Source organism: Xanthomonas sp. WHRI 10207 (assembly GCF_040202975.1).
Taxonomy (GTDB): Bacteria; Pseudomonadota; Gammaproteobacteria; order Xanthomonadales; family Xanthomonadaceae; genus Xanthomonas.
This window is the reverse complement of the sequence record NZ_JBEGDX010000002.1, coordinates 224,102-242,865: the sequence shown is the minus strand read 5'-3', so window position 1 is coordinate 242,865 and position 18,764 is coordinate 224,102. Positions and strand designations below refer to the sequence as shown.

Annotated in this window: 15 protein-coding genes and 1 other RNA gene; 9 read left to right on the top strand and 7 right to left on the bottom strand. The window is 63.8% G+C overall.

The window, feature by feature from the left end; genetic code table 11:
- Nucleotides 1-170: 170 nt before the first annotated feature.
- A complete protein-coding gene (locus ABQU90_RS06645; RefSeq protein ID WP_323521212.1) occupies nt 171-1,904 on the bottom strand; it encodes an alkaline phosphatase in 1,734 nt (577 codons plus the stop codon).
- A gap of 115 nt (nt 1,905-2,019) precedes the next feature.
- Here ABQU90_RS06645 and ABQU90_RS06640 point away from each other — a divergent pair, with 115 nt between their 5' ends.
- Nucleotides 2,020-3,360 (top strand): dicarboxylate/amino acid:cation symporter, encoded by a 1,341-nt coding sequence (locus tag ABQU90_RS06640; RefSeq protein ID WP_115513372.1) that lies wholly within the window; start codon nt 2,020-2,022, stop codon nt 3,358-3,360.
- A 9-nt stretch (nt 3,361-3,369) separates the two neighbouring features.
- A complete protein-coding gene (locus ABQU90_RS06635) occupies nt 3,370-4,209 on the top strand; it encodes a class I SAM-dependent methyltransferase (protein WP_323521211.1) in 840 nt (279 codons plus the stop codon).
- A gap of 10 nt (nt 4,210-4,219) precedes the next feature.
- Here the strand turns inward: ABQU90_RS06635 and ABQU90_RS06630 are convergent, their stop codons facing one another.
- A complete protein-coding gene (locus ABQU90_RS06630; protein ID WP_323521210.1) occupies nt 4,220-4,951 on the bottom strand; it encodes a hypothetical protein in 732 nt (243 codons plus the stop codon).
- A 339-nt stretch (nt 4,952-5,290) separates the two neighbouring features.
- On the opposite strand from ABQU90_RS06630, the gene ABQU90_RS06625 reads away from it, so the two are divergent.
- Nucleotides 5,291-5,782, top strand: coding sequence for an acyl-CoA thioesterase (locus tag ABQU90_RS06625; protein ID WP_055849978.1), 492 nt, complete (start codon nt 5,291-5,293; stop codon nt 5,780-5,782).
- Nucleotides 5,783-5,981: 199 nt separating this feature from the next.
- Here the strand turns inward: ABQU90_RS06625 and ABQU90_RS06620 are convergent, their stop codons facing one another.
- Together ABQU90_RS06620 and ABQU90_RS06615 are read right to left on the bottom strand one after the other, a co-directional pair.
- Nucleotides 5,982-6,731 (bottom strand): C40 family peptidase, encoded by a 750-nt coding sequence (locus ABQU90_RS06620; protein WP_055849980.1) that lies wholly within the window; start codon nt 6,729-6,731, stop codon nt 5,982-5,984.
- 109 nt (nt 6,732-6,840) lie between these two features.
- Nucleotides 6,841-7,491, bottom strand: a complete 651-nt coding sequence (locus ABQU90_RS06615) for a C40 family peptidase (protein ID WP_323521209.1) — start codon at nt 7,489-7,491, stop codon at nt 6,841-6,843.
- Between ABQU90_RS06615 and ABQU90_RS06610 the strand changes: the two genes are divergently transcribed.
- The 4 genes from ABQU90_RS06610 to gorA all read left to right on the top strand — a co-directional run bounded on the left by ABQU90_RS06610 (nt 7,490) and on the right by gorA (nt 11,896).
- Nucleotides 7,490-7,969 (top strand): FKBP-type peptidyl-prolyl cis-trans isomerase, encoded by a 480-nt coding sequence (locus ABQU90_RS06610; protein WP_055849982.1) that lies wholly within the window; start codon nt 7,490-7,492, stop codon nt 7,967-7,969. The two genes, ABQU90_RS06615 and ABQU90_RS06610, sit on opposite strands and share 2 nt — an antisense overlap.
- Nucleotides 7,970-8,202: 233 nt before the next feature.
- Nucleotides 8,203-9,447 (top strand): DUF418 domain-containing protein, encoded by a 1,245-nt coding sequence (locus tag ABQU90_RS06605; protein WP_323521208.1) that lies wholly within the window; start codon nt 8,203-8,205, stop codon nt 9,445-9,447.
- A 42-nt stretch (nt 9,448-9,489) separates the two neighbouring features.
- Entirely contained in the window at nt 9,490-10,404 is a 915-nt protein-coding gene (locus ABQU90_RS06600; RefSeq protein WP_323521207.1) for a hypothetical protein, read from the top strand.
- Nucleotides 10,405-10,525: 121 nt separating this feature from the next.
- Nucleotides 10,526-11,896: a glutathione-disulfide reductase gene (gorA, locus tag ABQU90_RS06595; protein ID WP_323521206.1), complete on the top strand. Its 1,371-nt coding sequence runs from the start codon at nt 10,526-10,528 to the stop codon at nt 11,894-11,896.
- A 539-nt stretch (nt 11,897-12,435) separates the two neighbouring features.
- Here gorA and ABQU90_RS06590 read toward each other — a convergent pair.
- Nucleotides 12,436-12,513, bottom strand: a non-coding RNA gene (locus tag ABQU90_RS06590) — sX9 sRNA.
- Nucleotides 12,514-12,603: 90 nt separating this feature from the next.
- On the opposite strand from ABQU90_RS06590, the gene ABQU90_RS06585 reads away from it, so the two are divergent.
- Complete coding sequence (locus tag ABQU90_RS06585) at nt 12,604-13,017, top strand: MGMT family protein (protein ID WP_323521205.1); 414 nt, start codon at nt 12,604-12,606, stop codon at nt 13,015-13,017.
- A gap of 41 nt (nt 13,018-13,058) precedes the next feature.
- The gene (locus tag ABQU90_RS06580) at nt 13,059-13,760 is read left to right on the top strand and encodes a rhomboid family intramembrane serine protease (RefSeq protein WP_055849991.1); all 702 of its coding nucleotides are present in this window, start codon (nt 13,059-13,061) and stop codon (nt 13,758-13,760) included.
- Nucleotides 13,761-14,287: 527 nt separating this feature from the next.
- Here the strand turns inward: ABQU90_RS06580 and ABQU90_RS06575 are convergent.
- Together ABQU90_RS06575 and ABQU90_RS06570 are read right to left on the bottom strand one after the other, a co-directional pair.
- Nucleotides 14,288-16,300, bottom strand: a complete 2,013-nt coding sequence (locus tag ABQU90_RS06575) for a M13 family metallopeptidase (RefSeq protein WP_115528434.1) — start codon at nt 16,298-16,300, stop codon at nt 14,288-14,290.
- A gap of 186 nt (nt 16,301-16,486) precedes the next feature.
- Nucleotides 16,487-18,589 carry a M13 family metallopeptidase gene (locus ABQU90_RS06570; RefSeq protein ID WP_323521204.1) on the bottom strand — a complete coding sequence of 701 codons (2,103 nt, stop codon included), beginning with the start codon at nt 18,587-18,589 and terminating at the stop codon, nt 16,487-16,489.
- Nucleotides 18,590-18,764: the final 175 nt, after the last annotated feature.

Here is an 18,764-nt window from a genome sequence, read left to right as displayed (position 1 = left end):
ATGTCATGCTCATCGCAGCACGTGGCGCATTGGCAACCACGTGCCGATGCCGCGAAAAGATCACATCGCCGTACGTCATGCGAGACGCGGTCCGCCCATGCGGCAGACGTGTCCGGCACGGTGGCGCTGATCGCATGCCCCCCAGCCGCCACTGCGCCGCCATCTGCACATCAACGCTTCGCCGCCGCCTCGAACGTGGTCGGCGTGGGCAACTGCACCGGGACGCCGGCGTTGTCGCAGGTGCCGGCCTTGCACAGGCGCTCGCGCAGACGCGGGGTGGCCTGCACGATGACGTGGTAGATCACGTTCTCTTCCAGCGTGCCGCGGAATGCCGCGCTGCCCGGGCCGGTGGCCCAGATGCCGACGTCTTCGCCGCCATGGCTTTCGGACTTGGTCGGTACCAGCGATTCCTGCATGTAGCTGGGCGCTTCGGTATCGACATGGGTGAGGTCGGGGCGGCCGTGGGCCGGCTCGCTGCTGCTGGGCTCGTGCGGGTACTTCTTCGGGCCGGCCGGCTGTGCGTTGGTCGCGCCGGTGTGGCCGGGGCCGTTGGCGTAGCTGAGGGTGGTGTAGGGCTGGCCGGCCAGGTCGGTGGCCAACTGGCTGCGGTCGCCTTCTTCGCCGCCGGTGCCGCGCACCTTGCCCAGGATCGGGTTGCCGCGCACCGGGTAGCCGACGAAGTTGAGCGTGTGCGAATGGTCGGCGGTGACGATAATCAGGGTGTCGGCCGGTGCGGTCTGCACGGCGGCGCGCACCGCGTCGGATAGCGAGACGGTTTCGTCGAGCGCGCGGTAGGCATTGCCGGCGTGGTTGGCGTGGTCGATGCGGCCGCCTTCGACCATCAGCACGAAACCATTCGGGTCGCGCGACAGCGACTGGATCGCGGTGCGGGTCATCTCGGTCAGGCTGGGCTCGCCCTGCGGGCCGCGATTGCGGTCGTGGTCGAACTGCATGTGGTCCGGCTCGAACAGGCCCAACAGCGCGGGGGCGCCGGCAGCGGCCTGCAGCTGTTGCTCGTTCCAGACGTACGCACCTTGCGGATGCGCCTGCTTCCATTCGGCGACCAGGTCGCGGCCGTCCAGGCGCAGGCCGACCTTGTCGTCGTATTCCGGGTCGCGCTCCTGCACGGTCTGGAACTGGCTGCGGCCGCCGCCGAGCACCACCTGCGGGCCGCGCCCGTAGCGTGCGGTGGACAACAGCTGCTGGGCGATGTCCTGGCAGCCGGCCGCGCGCGCCGCCTCGGGCAGGTCGGTATCGTTTTCCCAGTTGCGGTCCGGCGAATGCGCGTAGGTCGCTGCCGGGGTGGCATGGGTGAGACGGGTGGTGGTGACCACACCGGTCGCCATGCCGGCGCTGTCGGCCAACTGCAACCAGCTCAACAGCCCCTTGTTCAAACTGTCGGCGCAGTCGCTGCGGTTGCCGCTGCTGACGCCGATCGCACCCATGTGCGACTTCACGCCGGTGGTGATCGCGGTCATGGTGCCGGCCGAATCCGGCGTCTGCGAATCGGTGTTGTAGGTCTTGCTGAAGGCGGTGGCCGGGAACTGCTCCCACGACAGCAGGTTCTCTTCGCCCGGCCCGCCCTTGCGCTGGCCGTCCAGGATGCGCGCGGCTGCCACCGTGGTCAGGCTCATGCCGTCGCCCAGGAACAGGATCACGTTGCGTGCCTTGCCGGCCATGGCGCCGTTGCCGGCCGCACGTGCGGCGCCGGAGCGGTACCACCACTGCGGGGTCTCGCCGGCCGGGTGCGTCACCGGCGGCACGTCCACGCGGATGGCGGCGGGTGCGGACGCGGTGGTTCCGGCAGTGGAGGCGCAGGCGGCCACGCACAGTGTGGTCAGGGCGGCGAGAGCAGGCAGGCGGTAACGCATCGGGTTCGAACTCGTGACTGAATCAGCGCCCATTATGCCGGCCTGTGTCCGTCGCACAGATGACACGCTGCTGTTCCAGTCGTGGCCTCGCGGGCAAGCCAGGCCTGCGCTAAGGTGCATGCACTCTCCCCCCGGATGATTCGACGACATGAGACTGGTTGCGGCCTGGTTGCGCATTCCGTTCTGGCAGCGCGTGGTGGCCGGCTTCGTTCTCGGCGCGATTGCCGGTGCGGCGATGGGCCCGGCGGCCGAGGTGTGGTTTGGCCCGCTCGGCGATCTGTACGTCACCCTGATCAAGATGATTGCGATCCCGCTGGTGTTCTTCGCGGTGATCAATGCGATCTCGTCGTTGCACGGGCAAAAGTCGGTGGCTGCGCTCGGCGGGCGCACCTTCCTGTGGTTCGTGATCACCGCCGCGCTGGCGGTCGGCGTCGGCCTTGCGGTGGGCACGCTCATGCAGCCGGGCGCCGGGCATTTCAGCCTGAGTGTGGACTCGGCGTGGAAGCCGCGCGATGTGCCCAGCCCGATCCAGGTGTTGCTGGACGTGGTGCCGTCCAACCCGTTCTACGCACTGACCGGCATCGGAACCAAGACCAACGCGGCCGGCGAAACCGTGCTGGCGGCCGGGCGCGGGTCGATCCTGCCGGTGATCTTCTTTGCCGCGTTGCTCGGCTTTGCGATGGTCAAGCTTGGCGAGCGGGTGGCCGAGGCGCGCAAGCTCACCGGGCAACTGAGCGACATCATGATCCAGGTGACGCGCTTCGTGCTGGAGATGACTCCGCTCGGCACCTTCGGCCTGATTGCCGGCCTGGTCGGCAGCTATGGCTTCGCAAAGTTGCTGCCGTTCGGCAGTTTCGTGCTCGCGCTGTATGTGGCCTGCGCCATCCATATCCTGGTGGTCTACAGCAGCCTGTTGCTGGTGCACGGGCTCAACCCGTGGAAGTTCTTCCGTGGTGCAGCGCCTGGTATGCAGGTGGCCTTCGTCAGTTCGTCGAGCTTTGCCGCGATGCCGGTGGCGATGCGTTCGATCACCCACAACCTGGGCGTCAGCAAGGACTACGCCGCGTTTGCGGTGCCGCTGGGCGCCAGCATCAAGATGGACGGCTGCGGCGCGATCTATCCGGCGCTGTGTGCGGTGTTTATCGCCCAATACACCGGCGTGCCGTTGACGGCCAATCAATACTTCGTGGTGCTGATCGCCTCGGTGCTGGGCAGCTTCGGCACCGCCGGTGTGCCGGGCACCGCAGTGATCATGGCCACCGTGGTGCTCAGCGCGGCCAACCTGCCGCTGGAAGTGATCGGGTATCTGTATGCCATCGACCGCATCCTCGACATGATGCGCACGATGACCAACGTTACCGGGCAGATGCTGGTGCCGGTGCTGGTAGCCAAGGAAACCGGTTTGTTGGATAAAACGGTCTATGAGTCGGCATCCACCAACGTGGGGCTGGAAGATCCGCCCGCCGACAGCGCCAAGCCGCTGCGCTGAGCTGCACGCATGACGGTTGCATTTCCCGTGTTGCGTGAGCGCCTGGCGCAACTGCCCGCGCTGGACAGCGTGGCCGGCGTGTTCGTTCAACGCACGCTTGCCGAGGATCCGTTCGAGGATCGCTATCTGGAGGTGCGGCGCAAGGAAGGCCGGCTATATACCGATGCGCAGGTCCGCAGCCTGCCGCGCCCCAGCGGCAAGCTTGGTGCCAGCCTCGAATGGCAGGTGCGCGCGCTGTCCAGCAGGTTGCTGGTGCAGCATCTGCAAGCACGCGCAAGCGAGGGTGCAGGCGAGGGTGCCATTCTCGAACTGGGGTGTGGCAATGGCTGGTTATCCCAACTGTTGGCGCAGTCCCTACAGCGTGACGTGTGCGGTATCGACGTCAATCGCACCGAGCTCATGCAGGCCGCGCGCGTGTTCGGCCACGACCAACGGCTGAGTTTTGTCGCTGCCGATATCCAGACCCTGGCGCTGCCACACGATGTCTTCGATGTCATCGTGGTGCCGGCATGCATCCAGTATTTTGCCGATCCTGCGGCCTTGGTGCGTCACCTGCTTGCGCAACTGCGCGACGGCGGCGAGTTGCACATCCTCGACAGCCCCCTGTATCCAGATCGGCAGCGTGCCGACCAAAGCGCTGCACGCAGCCTGCGTTATTTCACCGGCCTTGGTGTTCCTGCATTGGCCGAGCAATACCACCAGCACACCTATGCCGCCTTCGACACGTTCGCAGTGCAATGGCTGTTCGATCCGCGCCATCTGCGTGCGCGTGTGCGCCGCCTGCTCAAACTGCGGCAACCGCATTTTCCGTGGTTGTGTCTTCGCAAGCAGGACAACCAGGGGCGGTAGCTCGCTGGCGTCATCGCCCTTGTAGGGCCTCCATCAACGTCGTCGCTTGCGGCGCCTTGTGCTGCGCGACCGCGCCGACCACGATAAAAAACGTCAGCACGCCGATCAGCGGCCACAGCGTGTGGCGAACGCATAACCACCACCAGCCTTGCGCCTGCACGCCGCGCATGCGTCGATACAGCCCACCTGCGAGCGCCGCGTCCACCAGAAGCTCAGCCATCAACACCGGCGCCGACCACACCACCCAGGCGGCAGCAACGATTGCGACTGCGGCGGCGGCCAGCACAGCCACTATCGCCAAGATCGGCAGTCCGGCTTCGCCATCGACGAAGTCCGGCAGTGCGCCGTCCCCCGAAACATTCGAGTTGGATCGGGATGGCGTGCTCCATGTGCCGGACCTACCCGCGCCGCTGGAGCTGCCGCCGTGGCCGGCCCATCCCGAGGCGTCCTGCGTCTCGCTGCTGGCGAGGTCGACGCAGTCGCCCGCCAATTCATCGTCTAGGTCGTTGCGCCAGCGTAGCCATGCCCACATCAGCAGCAGAAACAGGCCATAGGCGACCAGCGTCGCCATCGGGTAACGCACCACCATCGCATCGACGCCGGCATTGCGCAGCAGGAACGAGGCCAGCAGCCCGCCTGTTGCCGTGGTCAACACGATGGCGCTCATCTGCAAGCGCGGCCAACCGTCGCGTTCCAGATGCTGCCTTGCATGCTCGATGGTGAATCGTCTTCGGTCCGACATGACGCGTTGCCTCCTGCTGCGGGCAGCCTTGCCCGGATGCCGAGAGTAAGTGACTTTCGATCAGGCTTGCACGCGCTTTGCTGCAGATGTGCGATTTGTCCAGGCACCGGTGGTCGGCCAGGATCTGGCCGCTCCGGAGCGCGTAAGCGAGCACGCGCGAAGTCCTGGGGGGACGCGCCTACGGTGTGTATGAGTCTCGTCATCACGTGCGGCGGGTGTGAGACCTGCAAGGCAGCCGCAGGGCCGCGCTTTCCGTCAGCGCATCCGCGTGCGCGGGGCCAATCCCTTCAACGCGCGCGCATGGCACACTTTCAGCCTATCCCCTGGTGAGAGCGTGCAGTGATTGGCCAACAGCGTGATCTGACATTTCGTTTTCTGGCCGAGCCCAGCGACGTCAACTTCGGTGGCAAGGTGCATGGCGGCGTGGTGATGAAGTGGATCGACCAGGTCGGTTTTGCTGCGGCCAGTGGCTGGAGCGGGCATTACTGCGTGACGGTGGCGGTAGGCGGCATCCGCTTTGTGGCGCCGGTACGGATCGGCGATCTGGTTGCGGTGTCGGCCAAGCTGGTCTACACCGGGCGCAGCAGCATGCATTTCGCCATCGATGTGCGTGCGCGCAGCCCGATGGGCGGCGATTCGCGCCTGTGTACCCATTGCATCATCGTGTTCGTGGCGATGGATCCGGACGGCGTCACGCCGGTGGAAGTCCCCTCCTGGCGGCCGGACACGCCCGAAGATCAGCGCCTGGCCGAGTACGCACTCAAGGTGATGGAGCTGAGCAAGGGCATCGAGGACACCATGGCGCACTACAGGGCCGATACGTCGGGCTAAGCGCAGGCGGGTGTCCGGACCCATTCGCGCAGTGCCGCGGACAGCGCGCGCTGTCATGCGAGCGCTTATCAGGCCCAGTTGCCGAAGCGTTGGCAGTAGCGGCTGCCACAGGGCAGTCACATGACCGTTTCGATGACGACGTACAAAGAAAGCCGCGGGTTCGCCGCGGCTTTCTTTTAATCGTTTGAGGCACTCAGGCTTACAGCACCCGGCGCGCCTGGATGAACTTCTCGCTCCAGTAACCACTGGCCAGCGAATCCACGCGCACGTCCTTGCCGCGGCTGGGCGCGTGCAGGAACTTGCCGTCGCCGACCACCAGGCCGACATGATCGATGCGGCCACGCTTGCCGAAGAACACCAGATCGCCGGCCTTCAACGCGTTCGGGTCCTTGATCAGTTCGGCCGATTCGTCACGGGCGATGTCGCGCGAGACGCGCGGCAGGTCGATGCCGAGTGCGGTCTTGAAGACGTAGCCGACCAGGCCGCTGCAATCGAAGCCCTCGGTGGACTCGCCGCCCCAGACGTACGGGGTGCCGAGCAGGGCCATGGCACGCTGCAGGATCACCTGCACGCGGCTGTCGGCAACTGCGTTCTGCGCAGCATTGGCCGCGCTCTGCGAGACATCGTAATTGGCGAGCAGGCGGCTGAGGTCTCCGGCGAACATCGCCGAGCGGTCCATCAGCGGAATGGCATCATTGGCGGCCAGATGCGGAAGCAGGGCGGCCAGCGTAGCGGTGGCAGCGGCGTCAGCACGGCTGCGGGTTGCGGCTTTCTCGGCGGCGACGGCGCTGTCTGGCGTGGTCGTCTGTGCAGCGGATGGGGGGGTATTGGCGGTCTGCGCCAGAGCGGGCAGTGCGGCAATCCAGAGAGCGGTAGCGCATAGCAGGCGGAGCGGTTTCCGGAGCGGAAGCGGTGCGGCGCCAGTTTTGATCTGTTCGTCGTTCGTCACGCGGGAATCACAATTCTGCTGTCGATGCGGGATGATGCCTTGGTGAACGAATCGTTACGTTCAAAAAAAGTTAAATTTCCGTTTTATTACTTGTGATGCACGTCACATTTTAGTGTAAAACCCGCTTTGAACCTGAATAATGGTCACGCCAGTACGCGCCATCGAGGAAATCCAAGCGGACCGTACCGCCGGTGGTCGGGGCATGCACAAAGCGGCCTTCACCGACATAAATACCGACGTGGCTCACGCTCCCGCCGGCGCCAAAGAACACCAGATCCCCGGTCGCCAGCTTCTCGGGCGCGATCCGCGGGCCCTGAATTGCGGCCAGGTCGCGCGAGGTGCGCGGCAACGACAGCGCCAGCACATCCTTGTAGACATAAGTGACCAGGCCGCTGCAGTCGAAACCGGTTTCCGGCGTGTTGCCGCCGAACCGGTACGGCGTGCCGACCAGGCCCAGGGCGCGCATCAGGATGTTGTTGGCAGCAGCCGGATCTGCAGGCGGTACCTGCGGCCACACGCGTGACGACGGCGGCGAAGCGGCCGGACGTTTAACCGGTGCCTGCGCGCAACCGCCCAGCAGGAGCAGGCCCAGCAACAAACAGGCCGCGGCGCGATGTGCGCGGGCGGCGAAAACTGGCGTGATATGCATGGAGCCGGGATAATGGGCGGTTCGAAAGGTCGCCATGATGGCGGCGCACCCGGCGGCCGACAAGCCGTCTTCCACCGTCTGCCACCGGGCAGCCCATTCAGAGTCAGGCATGAAGATCGAAAAAGACAGCGTCGTCCGCTTCCACTACACCGTTTCGGAGATTGGCCAGGAGCCGATCGAGAGCTCCAAGGAGCGTGACCCGTTGGCGATCATGATCGGCCACGGCAACATCATTCCGGGCCTGGAAGCGGCCATGATGGACAAGGAAGCCGGCGAGAGCTTCGGCGTGGACGTCAAGGCCACCGAGGCCTACGGCGAATACCGCGAAGGCCTGAGTCAGCGCGTGCCCAAGAAGCACTTCGGCGCGACCAAGCTGATTCCGGGTACCCAGGTGGTGCTGCAGACCAACTTCGGCCCGCGCGCGGTCACCGTGCAGAAGGTCGGCATGAGCGTGGTCGACGTCGACCTCAATCACCCGATGGCCGGCAAGGACCTGCATTTCGATGTGGAAATCATCGAAGTGCGCGAAGCCTCGCAGGAAGAGCGCGATCACGGGCACGTGCACGGCGACGGCGGTCATCACCACTAAGCGCGACGATCAGCACCGCTGCGTGGCCACTGGCCGGGTACGCCCAGCCGTGGCAACCAGCGCACACCGCGCGTGCACGCTGAGGGCGGCATGCCACCCACAGCGGGTTGGCGATGATGCGTAACCTGGTGTTGGCCGCAGCCAGTGATGTCTGTCTTCCTGACGGCCCGCCCCTTCGGCGGGCCGTCTGCTTTCTGCGGCGCGCCACGCCGCATCCGGTTGCCTGAGCTGCGATGACACACCGCGATCTGCTGTTTCCCACTGCCGCGAGCGAGCGCATCGTCGTGCTGGACGTCCTGCGCGGCTTTGCGTTGCTCGGCATCTTGCTGATGAACATCGAGGCCTTCGTCGGCCCGCTGGATCTGGCGCTCAGCGGCGTGGAGCCGCATTGGCACGGCGCCGATCGCGTTGCCGATGCGCTGGTCTACATCTTTGTGCAGGGCAAGTTCTACACGCTATTTTCGATGCTGTTCGGCATGGGGTTTGCGGTGATGGCCCAACGCGCCGAACGCACCGGACGCGGGTTTTTTGGCATGTATCTGCGCCGCACGGCCGGCTTGCTGGTCATCGGTCTGGCGCACGCGCTGCTGCTGTGGTCCGGCGACATTCTGGTGACGTACGCAATGCTGGCAGTGTTGCTGCTGGGCGCCCGCAATGCGCCGACGGTGACGCTGCCGTGGCTTGCCACGTTGGTCTACCTGTGCGCGCCGGCCCTGGTGCTGTTGTACGGCGCTGCGGGTGCGCTGATGCAGGCCGACCCGGCTTCGGCAGTGGAGTGGAAAACGGCCATGGCCGATGTTGCGCAGCAGGCTGTGGCCAACGTGCAGGCGCAGCGCGCCGCACTTGGGCACGGCACCTATCTGCAGGCCACCACGCAGCGCTGGCATGACCTGCGCGAAGCGATGAGCGGGCTGAGCATCAACGGCCCGGCCATGCTCGGCATGTTTTTGCTGGGCAGCTGGTTCGTGCGCAGCGGCGCGATTGCCGCGCCCGAACGCTTCCCGCGGCTGTTCCGTGTGCTGCGTTACGGCGCCTTGCCGCTTGGGTTGGGCGTGATGTTGCTGAGCTATGCCATGGAACCCTGGATGGACCCGGCGCGGTTGAGCATGCGCCTGTCCGGCGCGTTTGCGCTGGCGTTGGTGGCCGGTCCGCTGATGAGCCTGGGCTACGCCGCATGGGTGGTCCGCTTTGCTGCGCGTCTGGCCTGGCTTGCGCCGGCCGGTCGCATGGCGTTGAGCAACTACCTGCTGCAGTCGTTGCTGTGTACCTGGATGTTTTACGGCTACGGGCTGGGATATTTCGAGCAGCTGCCGCGGGTGTGGCAACTGCCATTCGCGGTAGGGCTGTTCGCCTTGCAAGTGGTGATGAGCCAGCTGTGGCTGCGCTGGTTCCGCTTCGGGCCGATTGAATGGCTGTGGCGTAGCGTGACCTATCTGCGGGTGCCGCCGATGTGGCGCGGCGACACGCGCGCGCAATAGCGCACACGCTGATGCGCGTATGTTGTGCGCATGCTGGGTTCGATGAAAGGAGAAAGCTGGATGGTGGAAATTCTATTCGAGGCCGATGAGCGCACGATGGAGAACCTGATGGAGGGCCCTTGGGTCATCATCCAGGAAAAATCCTACGGACCGTCGCGCAGGATTGCGTTGTTCAACAAGAGCGGCTTCGAAAAATACAGCCAACTCATCGATACGTATGCGTGCGACGGATTTTCGATCGCGCCTGAGGACGTCGTGCAGGGCGAGCTGAAAGCGCATTTTTCCCCGGATTTTGGCAAGGTGAAAAAACGCGACGCGATTGTCGAGATCGGCATACAGGGCGAAGGCGCCTTTGCCGACGACTTCGATTATGACGTGTTCAAAACCTTTAAGAATGTCAAGGCGCTGACGACGCATGGGGTATCGTTTGGACCTGTGCTGCCAATGCTTTTTCCCAAGCTGGAAGCATGGGAAAACCTTGCGTGGAAAAGCAATACGCTTCATTCGCTCAACGGCAGTTGGGCCAGGCTTTCGCGTCTGTCCATCCACGGGTTGAGTGGGTCGCTTCACGTGTTCGACGACCGGCCTATCCGAAAGCTTTTCCTGATCGCGTCAACGATCAAGAATATCGCTGAGATTGCACGTTACAAGTCACTTGAAGTCTTGCAGTTCGTCTCCTGTCGTATTGCGGGCGACGTTTCATCACTTTCGCAGCTCGCAACGCTACGTTCGGTGCGCTTCGAAGGCAAAAACAAGCTGGAAGGTTGGGACGGCCTCAGGAGCGAAACGCTGCGGAATTTCTGGGCGACGCATCTGCCGTGCGAATTCCTCGAAAAAAATTTCCCAAACATCGAGAACACTGTCGTCAACACCTACCGGAGCAAGGACCCATTCCGGAAGATTGGCGGAGATCCAGACAAGATCGAAGAGGAGTTCGGCAGCATATTCACCGAATGATCCGCTGCCTCACGCTAAGCTGATTGTGTGTCAGGACTGAAAGCAAACAACCAATGACTAACCCGATGACGCGCCGCCTGCCTGCGCGCGAGCTCCACCTTTGCCACTCGGAGCGTCTTGCATGAGTGCGCGCTACGACTACGACGTGGTGATTCTGGGTGGCGGTTCCGGCGGCCTGGCGGCCGGATTTCGCGCGGCAAAGTACGGCGCACGCGTGGCGATCATGGAACCTAATGAATTGGGCGGTACCTGCGTCAATCTTGGTTGTGTGCCGAAAAAAGCGATGTGGTTGGCGGCCGATCTGGCTGGCAAGATCGAGCTCGCCAGTGCGCTCGGTTTCGATGTGCCGCGACCGACGCTGGCATGGCAGGAACTGGTCACCCATCGGCAGGGCTATATCGCCAACATCCACGCCAGTTATCGGCGTCGACTCGATGAAGACGGCGTGGTGCTGATTCCGCAACGTGGCGTGTTGCAGGACCGCCATACGCTCATGGGGGAGGATGGGGTGCCGGTGACGGCCGAGCACATCGTGATCGCAACCGGTGCGCATCCGCTACGCCCGAACGTGGAAGGCGCCGAACACGGCGAAGTCTCGGACGACTTTTTCAATCTCTGTCATGCACCTGCGCACGTGGCGATTATCGGCGGTGGCTATATCGCGGTGGAAATCGCTGGCCTGCTGCAGGCACTGGGTAGTCGCGTGCATCTCTATGTGCAGGGCGACCGGTTGCTGGAACGTTTCGATGCGGAACTGACGCTGCAATTGGCCGACAACCTGCGCCATTTGGGAGTGCGCCTGCATTTCGGTTTCACCACCACCGGCCTGGAACGCGATGCGCAGGGCGGGCTGCGCGTGCATGGCCATCCGGCGCACCCGCGCGAGCAGGGCAACGACGTGTTCGACAAGGTGTTCTTCGCCATTGGCCGACGCGCCAATACCGCAGGCCTGGGTCTGGATACGGTGGGTGTGGCGCTGGGCGAGAAGGGCGAAGTAGTGGTGGACGATGCTCAGACCACCAGTGTGCCGAACATCCATGCAATCGGCGATGTTGGCGGCAAGGTCGGGCTGACGCCGGTGGCGATTGCCGCCGGACGTAAATTGATGGATCGGCTATTCGGCAATCAACCGGATGCGCGCATGGACTACGACAGCGTGCCGAGCGTGGTGTTCTCGCATCCGCCGCTCGGCCATGTCGGACTCACTGAAGAGCAGGCACGCGCGCGTTACGACGGCACGGTACGCGTGTATCGCAGCAACTTCCGGCCGATGTTGCATGCCCTGGCCGACGCGCCGCAACGCAGCCTGTTCAAGCTGATCTGCGTGGGCGAGGAAGAGCGCGTGGTCGGCGTGCACCTGCTGGGCGAAAGCGCCGACGAAATACTGCAGGGCTTTGCCGTGGCAGTGAAGATGGGCGCGACCAAGCGCGACTTCGACGAGACGGTGGCGATCCATCCCACGTCGTCGGAAGAGATCGTGTTGATGCATTGATGTGTGGGCGTGTGTTGCGCAATGAACGACAGCGTCTGCAGTGGCGTGCGGGAAGGGATGGAAGCGGCGCAGGGAAGTCAGGCGGAGCGCTACGTGGAAGCGGAAGGCGAAGCGTGAAACGCAATTAGGCCCCCTCCGGCGGGAAGTGCGATTGGGGGGCACGGTTGGTCAGTAAGTGTGCTTAGGCAACGCTGACGCTGCGCTTGGCGATACCGACCATGTGCTCATGCGACGTAGCGCCGGGTTTGGGGCGTTTTGCTGTTTGGATGTCCAGGGCTTCGCACCGACCCTCACTCCAACCGCTCTCGCAGCGGAAGAGGCACTTTTGAGTTTTTTCCGAAGAGATGGGTTGTTATGCCGCAGCTTTCAATGTTGCGCATTGCTTGATGCCTTGTTTGCTCGGCTCTGCGTGGCGTCGCCCGTACCCTCACTCCAACCGGTCTCCCAGCGGGAGAGGGGCTTTTGAATTCTTACGTCGTGAAAGCATCGGGCAACGCGCTTGGTCGCAGAAGCCCCGTGGCCCTGCTGTCATTTAGGGCGGCTCAAAGAACGTCGCGAGCCGTCGTCAGGTGGGTGCGGACGGCGCGTTTAGAACCGGAGTGTACGGAGTGGCACATGCCGCACTGAGCACCGGCCGCGCCCGCCTGGCGGTGAGCACAGTCGTGCTGTTAGCTGTCCTTAGTCACGTCAGCTGGCATTCTTGCCGGATGTCCAAACCTCGCCAGCCCGCGTTGCGTCCATTTGCATCTGCCAACTTCGCAGCGCCTGCCTCTCAAAAGCCAGTAGCGCTCTCAGGCGAGCAGGCACGGCTGCGCATTCTTGACGTCATTCGCGCCATTCCTGCCGGTCAGGTTGCCGGCTACGGTGAGGTCGCTACGCGTGCCGGGTTGCCTGGGCGTGCGCGCATGGTGGCGCGTGTGCTCAGTGGCAATGACGACCCGGATCTACCCTGGCATCGCGTGCTTCGTAGCGATGGCCGGATTGCCTTGCCGCCGGGATCGCCCGGTTACGACGAGCAGTGCCAGCGGCTGCGTTCCGAGGGGGTGCCGGTGGTGCAGGGGCGGGTACGCCGCGCCACGGCCGCGCAGCGGCTGGATGCGGCCGTGTGGGGTCCTTCATAACGCTGCCGTTATCATCGACAGCATTCAGAAGGAATGCCGCCATGCCTCAATTGCCGCCTGTCACCAAAGCACTGTTGATCGCCAATATCGGTTTGTTCTTGCTGCAGTGGGCCTTGGGCGATCTGGGGGCGGGGGTGTTGCCATCCGACTCCACCTTGTCGTGGCTCATGCTGTGGCCAATTTCGAACGGGTTCGATGCGTTCTCGCCCGGCGCCAGCTTCATGCCGTGGCAGTTGCTGACTTACGCGTTTCTGCACGGTGGTTTCAACCATCTGTTCTTCAACATGCTGGCGCTTTTCATGTTCGGCGCGCCGCTGGAACAGACCTGGGGGCAGAAACGTTTTCTGACCTACTACCTGGTGTGCGTGGCTGGCGCTGGTCTCTGTCAGCTGCTGATGGCGTGGTTTACCCAGAGTGGTGCACCGGTGGTGGGCGCTTCCGGTGGCGTGTTCGGACTTTTGTTGGCTTACGGCATGCTGTTCCCGACGCAGCGCGTGATGCTGCTATTTCCGCCGATCCCGATGAAGGCGCGCACGTTCGTGATCGTGTTCGGCGCGATCGAACTGTTTCTCGGCGCCACCGGCTGGCAGCCGGGCGTGGCGCACTTTGCGCACCTGGGCGGCATGCTGTTCGGCTGGTTGATGATCCGCTACTGGCGCGGTCAGTCGCCGTTTGGTGGTAGTGGTGGTCGTAAGGGTGGCGGCGGAAAGGGACGCAAGCCGCCGCTGCGCGTGGTGCGCTGAGTCGGGCGACGGTTTGCCGGGTCGGCATGAGTTGTAGGAGTGACCCTAGGCCCGATTAAAGGTGGCCGGTAAGGCCGCATCGCGGCCAGGGCCGCTCCTACGAGAGCAGGGTGGCGGACGGCTTGTCGCGGCCGCAGCAGATAAGGCAATCGTGGATCTAGCGACCAGCGGATTAGGCAACGAGTTGGCTGAAATGCAGGTCCGGAGAGAGGCTTGGCTAGGTAGAAAGCGGGTCTAGCAGAAGGCGAATCGAGCTAAAAGCGGATCAGGCGAAAGGCAGATCAGGCGAAAGGCAGATCAAGCAACGACGGTTTGAGCAAAACGCAAATCAACCCAAAACGGATCAAGCGGAAAAGCAGAGCAAGCGGAAAAGCAGAGCAAGCAGGAAAAACAGAGCAAGCAGGAAAAGCAGAGCAAGCAGGAAAAGCAGAGCAAGCATTTTCCGTCACGGATATCTGGGACAAAAAAAGAGCGCGGAATCCGCGCTCTTTTTTATTGCCGATCTGTATTGCCGATCGTATCGGGACTCAGCGCCAGATCTTGATCTGCTCTGCGTCCACGCGCTGCATCGGCTGGCCTGCCTTACAGGTGAAGGCTGCACCGAACTCCGGCAGGTTGGACAGCGGGCCGTTGGTGCGCCACTGGCCCGGTGCGCGGATGTCGGCGCTTGCGCGCTGCACCGCTTCGTTCGGCGACAACTGCTGTGCCCACAGGCCGGCCCAGGCAGTGAAGAACGCCTGCTTGTCGGCTTCGGTGGCTGCCGGTTGCGCCTTGCTGAAGGCCTGCCAGGCCAGTTCGACGCCGGCCAGATCGGCCAGGTTCTCTTCGGCGGTCTGCGCGCCATTGACCTTGACGTTGGGCACGCCCGGGTACGGGTAGGCGGCGAACTGGTTGGCCACCTTGCCGGTCAGCTCGGTCCAGCTGCTCTTTTCGGCAGGTGTCCACCAGCTACGCAGCTCGCCCTTGGCGTCGACCAGCGAGCCCTTGGCATCGATCGCACGGGTGAGTTCGTGCGCGACCAGCGCACCGTAAGCGCCGTACTGGGCCGCCGGTGTGCCGCCGGTGGTCAGCACCGGTGCCTGCAACACCGCAGCGGTGACGATCAGGCGGTTTTGCGCGATGTCGTAGGCCACTGCCGGCTGCTGCGGCAGCACGTCCCAGCGACGGTCTGCGTTGCCCTTGCCGATGCGCTTCATTTCCTCGCGGTGACGCCAGGTCGAGGCGATCAGCATGTTGCCGCCGAAGCTGCCGCGGCCCATCGGTTGCACGGTGTAGTCCAGATCGCGTCGCGGTGCGCCGACTTCGATCTTCATCGCGGCCAGCTTGGCTTTGGCTTCGGCGACGGCTTCGCCATTGCCCCAGCCGGTACGCTCCAGCGCGGCCAGCTGCGCATCGCGCACCTGGTCGGCAATGGCCTCGGCCTGGCGGCGGGTGTCGCTGCTCAGGTAGCGCGCGACGTATTCGCGACCCAGCATCGGGCCGGCGGCCACGTTGATGGCGTCCAGCACCTGCTGCCAGCGCTGCGGCGGCATCGCATCACCGCGCAGCAGACGGCCGCGGAACTGGTATTCGGCATCGTGGAAGCTCTTGGACAGGTACGGCGCCATCGCATCGCCCACGCGCCAGCGCAGGTAGGCCTTCCACTGCTCCGGCTTGATGCTGACGATCATGCTGTCGAGCTGCTTGAACATCGCCGGGTCGGCCATCGACACCAGGTCGTCCTTGACGCCCTGCGCTTCCAGGAAGTCGGCCAGGCGCAGGTTCTTGTACTGCTTGGTCAGTTCCTTGGTGGCGATCGGCGCATAGTTGTTGAACGGGTTGTTGATGCCCTGTACCGACTGCGCGCTACGCGCCAGCGCGGTTTCGATCTGCAGCACGGAGGCGGCATCGGCGTCGAGCTTGTCGGCCGGGGTACCGGTCAGCGCCAGGATCTGCTTGACGTAGGCGCGGTAGCGGCCCATCAGCGCCTGGGTATCGGCATCGGTGCGGGTGTAGAACGCCGGGTCCGGCAGGCCCATGCCGCCTTGCATGAAGTAGCCGATGTGGCGGTCGAGCGCCTTCAGGTCCACGTCCGGACCGAAGTTGAAGCCGACCGGGATGCCGACCTGATGCAGTGCGGCGATCGAAGCGGGCACATCCTTGGCCTTCTTGATTGCGTCGATGCGCGACAGCAAGGGAGCGATCGGATTGGAGCCATCCTTCTCCACCGCCGCCTCATCCAGGCCACTGGCCCAGAAGTCGCCCAGCAGCTTCTGCACGTTGCCCTGCGGCGTCTTCATCGACGCGTCCAGCAGCTCGCGCTGCTGCTGCAGGGCACGCTCGGACAGCTGGCCCAGCGCGGTCACGGCGCCGGCCTGCGGCACCGGGTTGGCCTTGAGCCAGCTGGCGTTGGCGTAGTCGTAGAAATTGGTGCAGGCCGCAGACACGGCCGGGGCCTTGGGAGCTGCCTTCTTCTTGCGAGCGGCGTCGGCGTCGGGGGCGGACAGCAGCGTGATCAGGCTGAAGCCAAGAGCGAGGGCAAGCGGGCGAATGGTGGGCATCGAGAAGAAGGGTGGCCAGAGTAAAGTCGGCGAAGTTTAGCAAGGCTGCGCCTCGCACAGGCGGGCGCCCGCCGCCGTTCGTCATCGGTACCGGCCGTTTGCATGAATGCGACAGGCCCGCGAGTGCGGGCCTGTGCGTGTAGCTATCGTGTTGGAAGCGTTTGCAGGTAGTGCCTGGCGCAGCGCCTACCAGATCACCACGCGGTCTTTCTCAGCCCGCACCATCGCGTCGCCAGGTTTGCACGCAAACGCGGCGGCGAACTGCGGCATGTTCGAAGGTGCGGCGATGGCCCGCAGATTGTCGGGTGAGTGGGGGTCGCTCGCGAGGTAGACCAGCTGTTGCTGCTCGCGTGTGAGTCCACGCCAGTTACGCGCAAAGCCCAGGAAAAACCGCTGCTCGGGGCTGTACCCGTCAATAGTCGCAACGCCCTCGGGGTGCTGACGCAGTGCGGTCTGCAGCGCGTCGTAGGCAATGTTGATACCGCCCAGGTCGGCGATATTTTCGCCCAGGGTGAGTCTGCCGTTGACATGCATGTTGGGGTGGCTGGGCAAGGGAACATAGGCATCGAACTGCTTCACCAAGCCGTCTGCACGTTGCTCAAATGCCTTGCGATCCTGCGCAGTCCACCAATTGACGTTGTTGCCGGCGCCATCGAACTGGCTGCCTTGATCGTCGAAGCCATGCGTGGCTTCGTGTCCGATGATCGCGCCGATGGCGCCATAGTTCAGGGCGTCGTCGGCGTTGGCATCGAAGAACGGCGGTTGCAGGATGCCGGCCGGGAAATTGATGGTGTTGGTACTTGGGCTGTAGTACGCATTGACCGTCTGCGGAGGCATCGACCAACGCTTGCGATCGGTGGGTTTGCCGATCTGGGCGATATCGTAGTGATAATTGAACTTGGCAGCGGCTTGAAGATTGCGGTAGTAGGCACCGGGAACGAACTCCAGCCCCGACCAGTCACGCCAGGTGTCCGGATAGCCGATCTTGGGCAGGAAGGCCTCCCACTTTGCAAGCGCCTTTGTTTTGGTTTCGTTGCTCATCCAGTCGACGTTTTCGATGCGCGTCTTGAGCGCTGCACGCACGTTGTCGACCAATTCGGTTGCGCGTTGCTTGGCTTCGGGCGTGAAGACTTTGGCGACGTAGAGTTGGCCAAGGCCTTCGCCCATGGCTCCGTCGACTGCGCGCAGCACGCGTTTCCAACGTGGGCGTTGCTCCAGTTGTCCGGACAGGGCCTTGCCATAGAAGGCGAAGTTGTTGTCGACGAATGCCTTGCTGAGCTGTCTGGATGCCGCGTCGATGGTATGGAAGCGCAGGTAGGCCTGCCACTGTGCGATCGGCGCACTGGCCAATTGCTGGTCGAACGTCGCGAAGAAGCGCGGTTGCGATAGCGAGAAGCCTGCACCGACATCCACGCCTTGCGCGGCGAAGAAGTCTTTCCATGAAAAGTGCGGGGTGAGCTTGTTCGCCTCGGCAACGCTGACGAAGTTGTATTGGTTCTTGGGTTGGCGTGCATCGGTTGGGGTAAGCGAGGCGGCAGCCAGTCGCGATTCCAGTGCCATCACGTCCTTGGCTTGCGCCTTGGCCGCGTCGGCATCGCTGCCGGTGAGTTCGAACGACTTGGCGATGTAGGCCAGATAGGCCGCACGGATGGGAGCGTATTCGGCGGAGGTGTAGTAGTCCTTGGTCGGCAGGCCCAGGCCACCTTCGCTGGCAAAGGCGATTTGCTGGTCTGCCTTGTGGAAGTCCGCGCTCGCGCCGAACTCGAAGACATTGCCATCGCCCTCCGCATAGCGGCTGGTGATGTAGGTGGCGACATCCTTGGCGGATTTCAGTGCTTCAATGGCTTTCAGCTGCGGACGGATCGGCAGGTCTCCCGCCGCCTCGATGGCGGCTTCGTCCATCCCCGTGGCGTAAAGCAGACCAAGTTTGCGTGCAAGCGGGTCGGTTTGCGTTTCTGCCTGCTTCGCGGCGCTTTCAACGATCTCTCGCTGCGTGACCAGGCTCTTTTCCGTTAGTGCGTCGAACATGCCCCAACTGGTGCGGTCGGCTGGAATCGGATTGGCTTTGGCCCATTTGGCGTTGACGAACGTATCCAGGTTCTGGCAAGCGCTTGTTGCCGTGTCCAGCTCGTTGATGTCGAACGAGGGTTTCGTTGTGGCGGCGGTTGCCGATGCGCGCGTCGGCGCAGCCGGTTGCGCCGGCTTGCTGCTGTCGTCGGCTTCGCGCTTGCAGCCCGCCAAGGCCACAACCAGTGCCAGAGCGAGCGTAGAGGTCTTGATCGGTGACATGGAAGCTCAGTCGGGTGAAAGAGCACCCAGCGTAAGCGGGCACGGCCTTGCGAGCGCATGCGGTGAGCTTTGTTGAGGCTTTGCTGGCAGCCGCGGTTCACGCAGCGGCTGCAGCGTACCTGGTGGGAGGAGTGCAGGGCTGGCGGTACCTGGCGGCAATGGCCGATACCCGCAA

Excerpts from the sequence above, each read along its gene's own strand:
- ABQU90_RS06610 (WP_055849982.1), top strand. The coding sequence starts at position 7,490 with ATGAAGATCGAAAAAGACAGCGTCGTCCGCTTCCACTACACCGTTTCG.
- ABQU90_RS06615 (WP_323521209.1), bottom strand. The coding sequence starts at position 7,491 with ATGCCTGACTCTGAATGGGCTGCCCGGTGGCAGACGGTGGAAGACGGC.
- ABQU90_RS06600 (WP_323521207.1), top strand. The coding sequence starts at position 9,490 with ATGAAAGGAGAAAGCTGGATGGTGGAAATTCTATTCGAGGCCGATGAG.
- ABQU90_RS06645 (WP_323521212.1), bottom strand. The coding sequence starts at position 1,904 with ATGGGCGCTGATTCAGTCACGAGTTCGAACCCGATGCGTTACCGCCTG.
- gorA (WP_323521206.1), top strand. The coding sequence starts at position 10,526 with ATGAGTGCGCGCTACGACTACGACGTGGTGATTCTGGGTGGCGGTTCC.
- ABQU90_RS06585 (WP_323521205.1), top strand. The coding sequence starts at position 12,604 with ATGTCCAAACCTCGCCAGCCCGCGTTGCGTCCATTTGCATCTGCCAAC.
- ABQU90_RS06635 (WP_323521211.1), top strand. The coding sequence starts at position 3,370 with ATGACGGTTGCATTTCCCGTGTTGCGTGAGCGCCTGGCGCAACTGCCC.
- ABQU90_RS06640 (WP_115513372.1), top strand. The coding sequence starts at position 2,020 with ATGAGACTGGTTGCGGCCTGGTTGCGCATTCCGTTCTGGCAGCGCGTG.
- ABQU90_RS06630 (WP_323521210.1), bottom strand. The coding sequence starts at position 4,951 with ATGTCGGACCGAAGACGATTCACCATCGAGCATGCAAGGCAGCATCTG.
- ABQU90_RS06605 (WP_323521208.1), top strand. The coding sequence starts at position 8,203 with ATGACACACCGCGATCTGCTGTTTCCCACTGCCGCGAGCGAGCGCATC.
- ABQU90_RS06570 (WP_323521204.1), bottom strand. The coding sequence starts at position 18,589 with ATGTCACCGATCAAGACCTCTACGCTCGCTCTGGCACTGGTTGTGGCC.
- ABQU90_RS06580 (WP_055849991.1), top strand. The coding sequence starts at position 13,059 with ATGCCTCAATTGCCGCCTGTCACCAAAGCACTGTTGATCGCCAATATC.
- ABQU90_RS06575 (WP_115528434.1), bottom strand. The coding sequence starts at position 16,300 with ATGCCCACCATTCGCCCGCTTGCCCTCGCTCTTGGCTTCAGCCTGATC.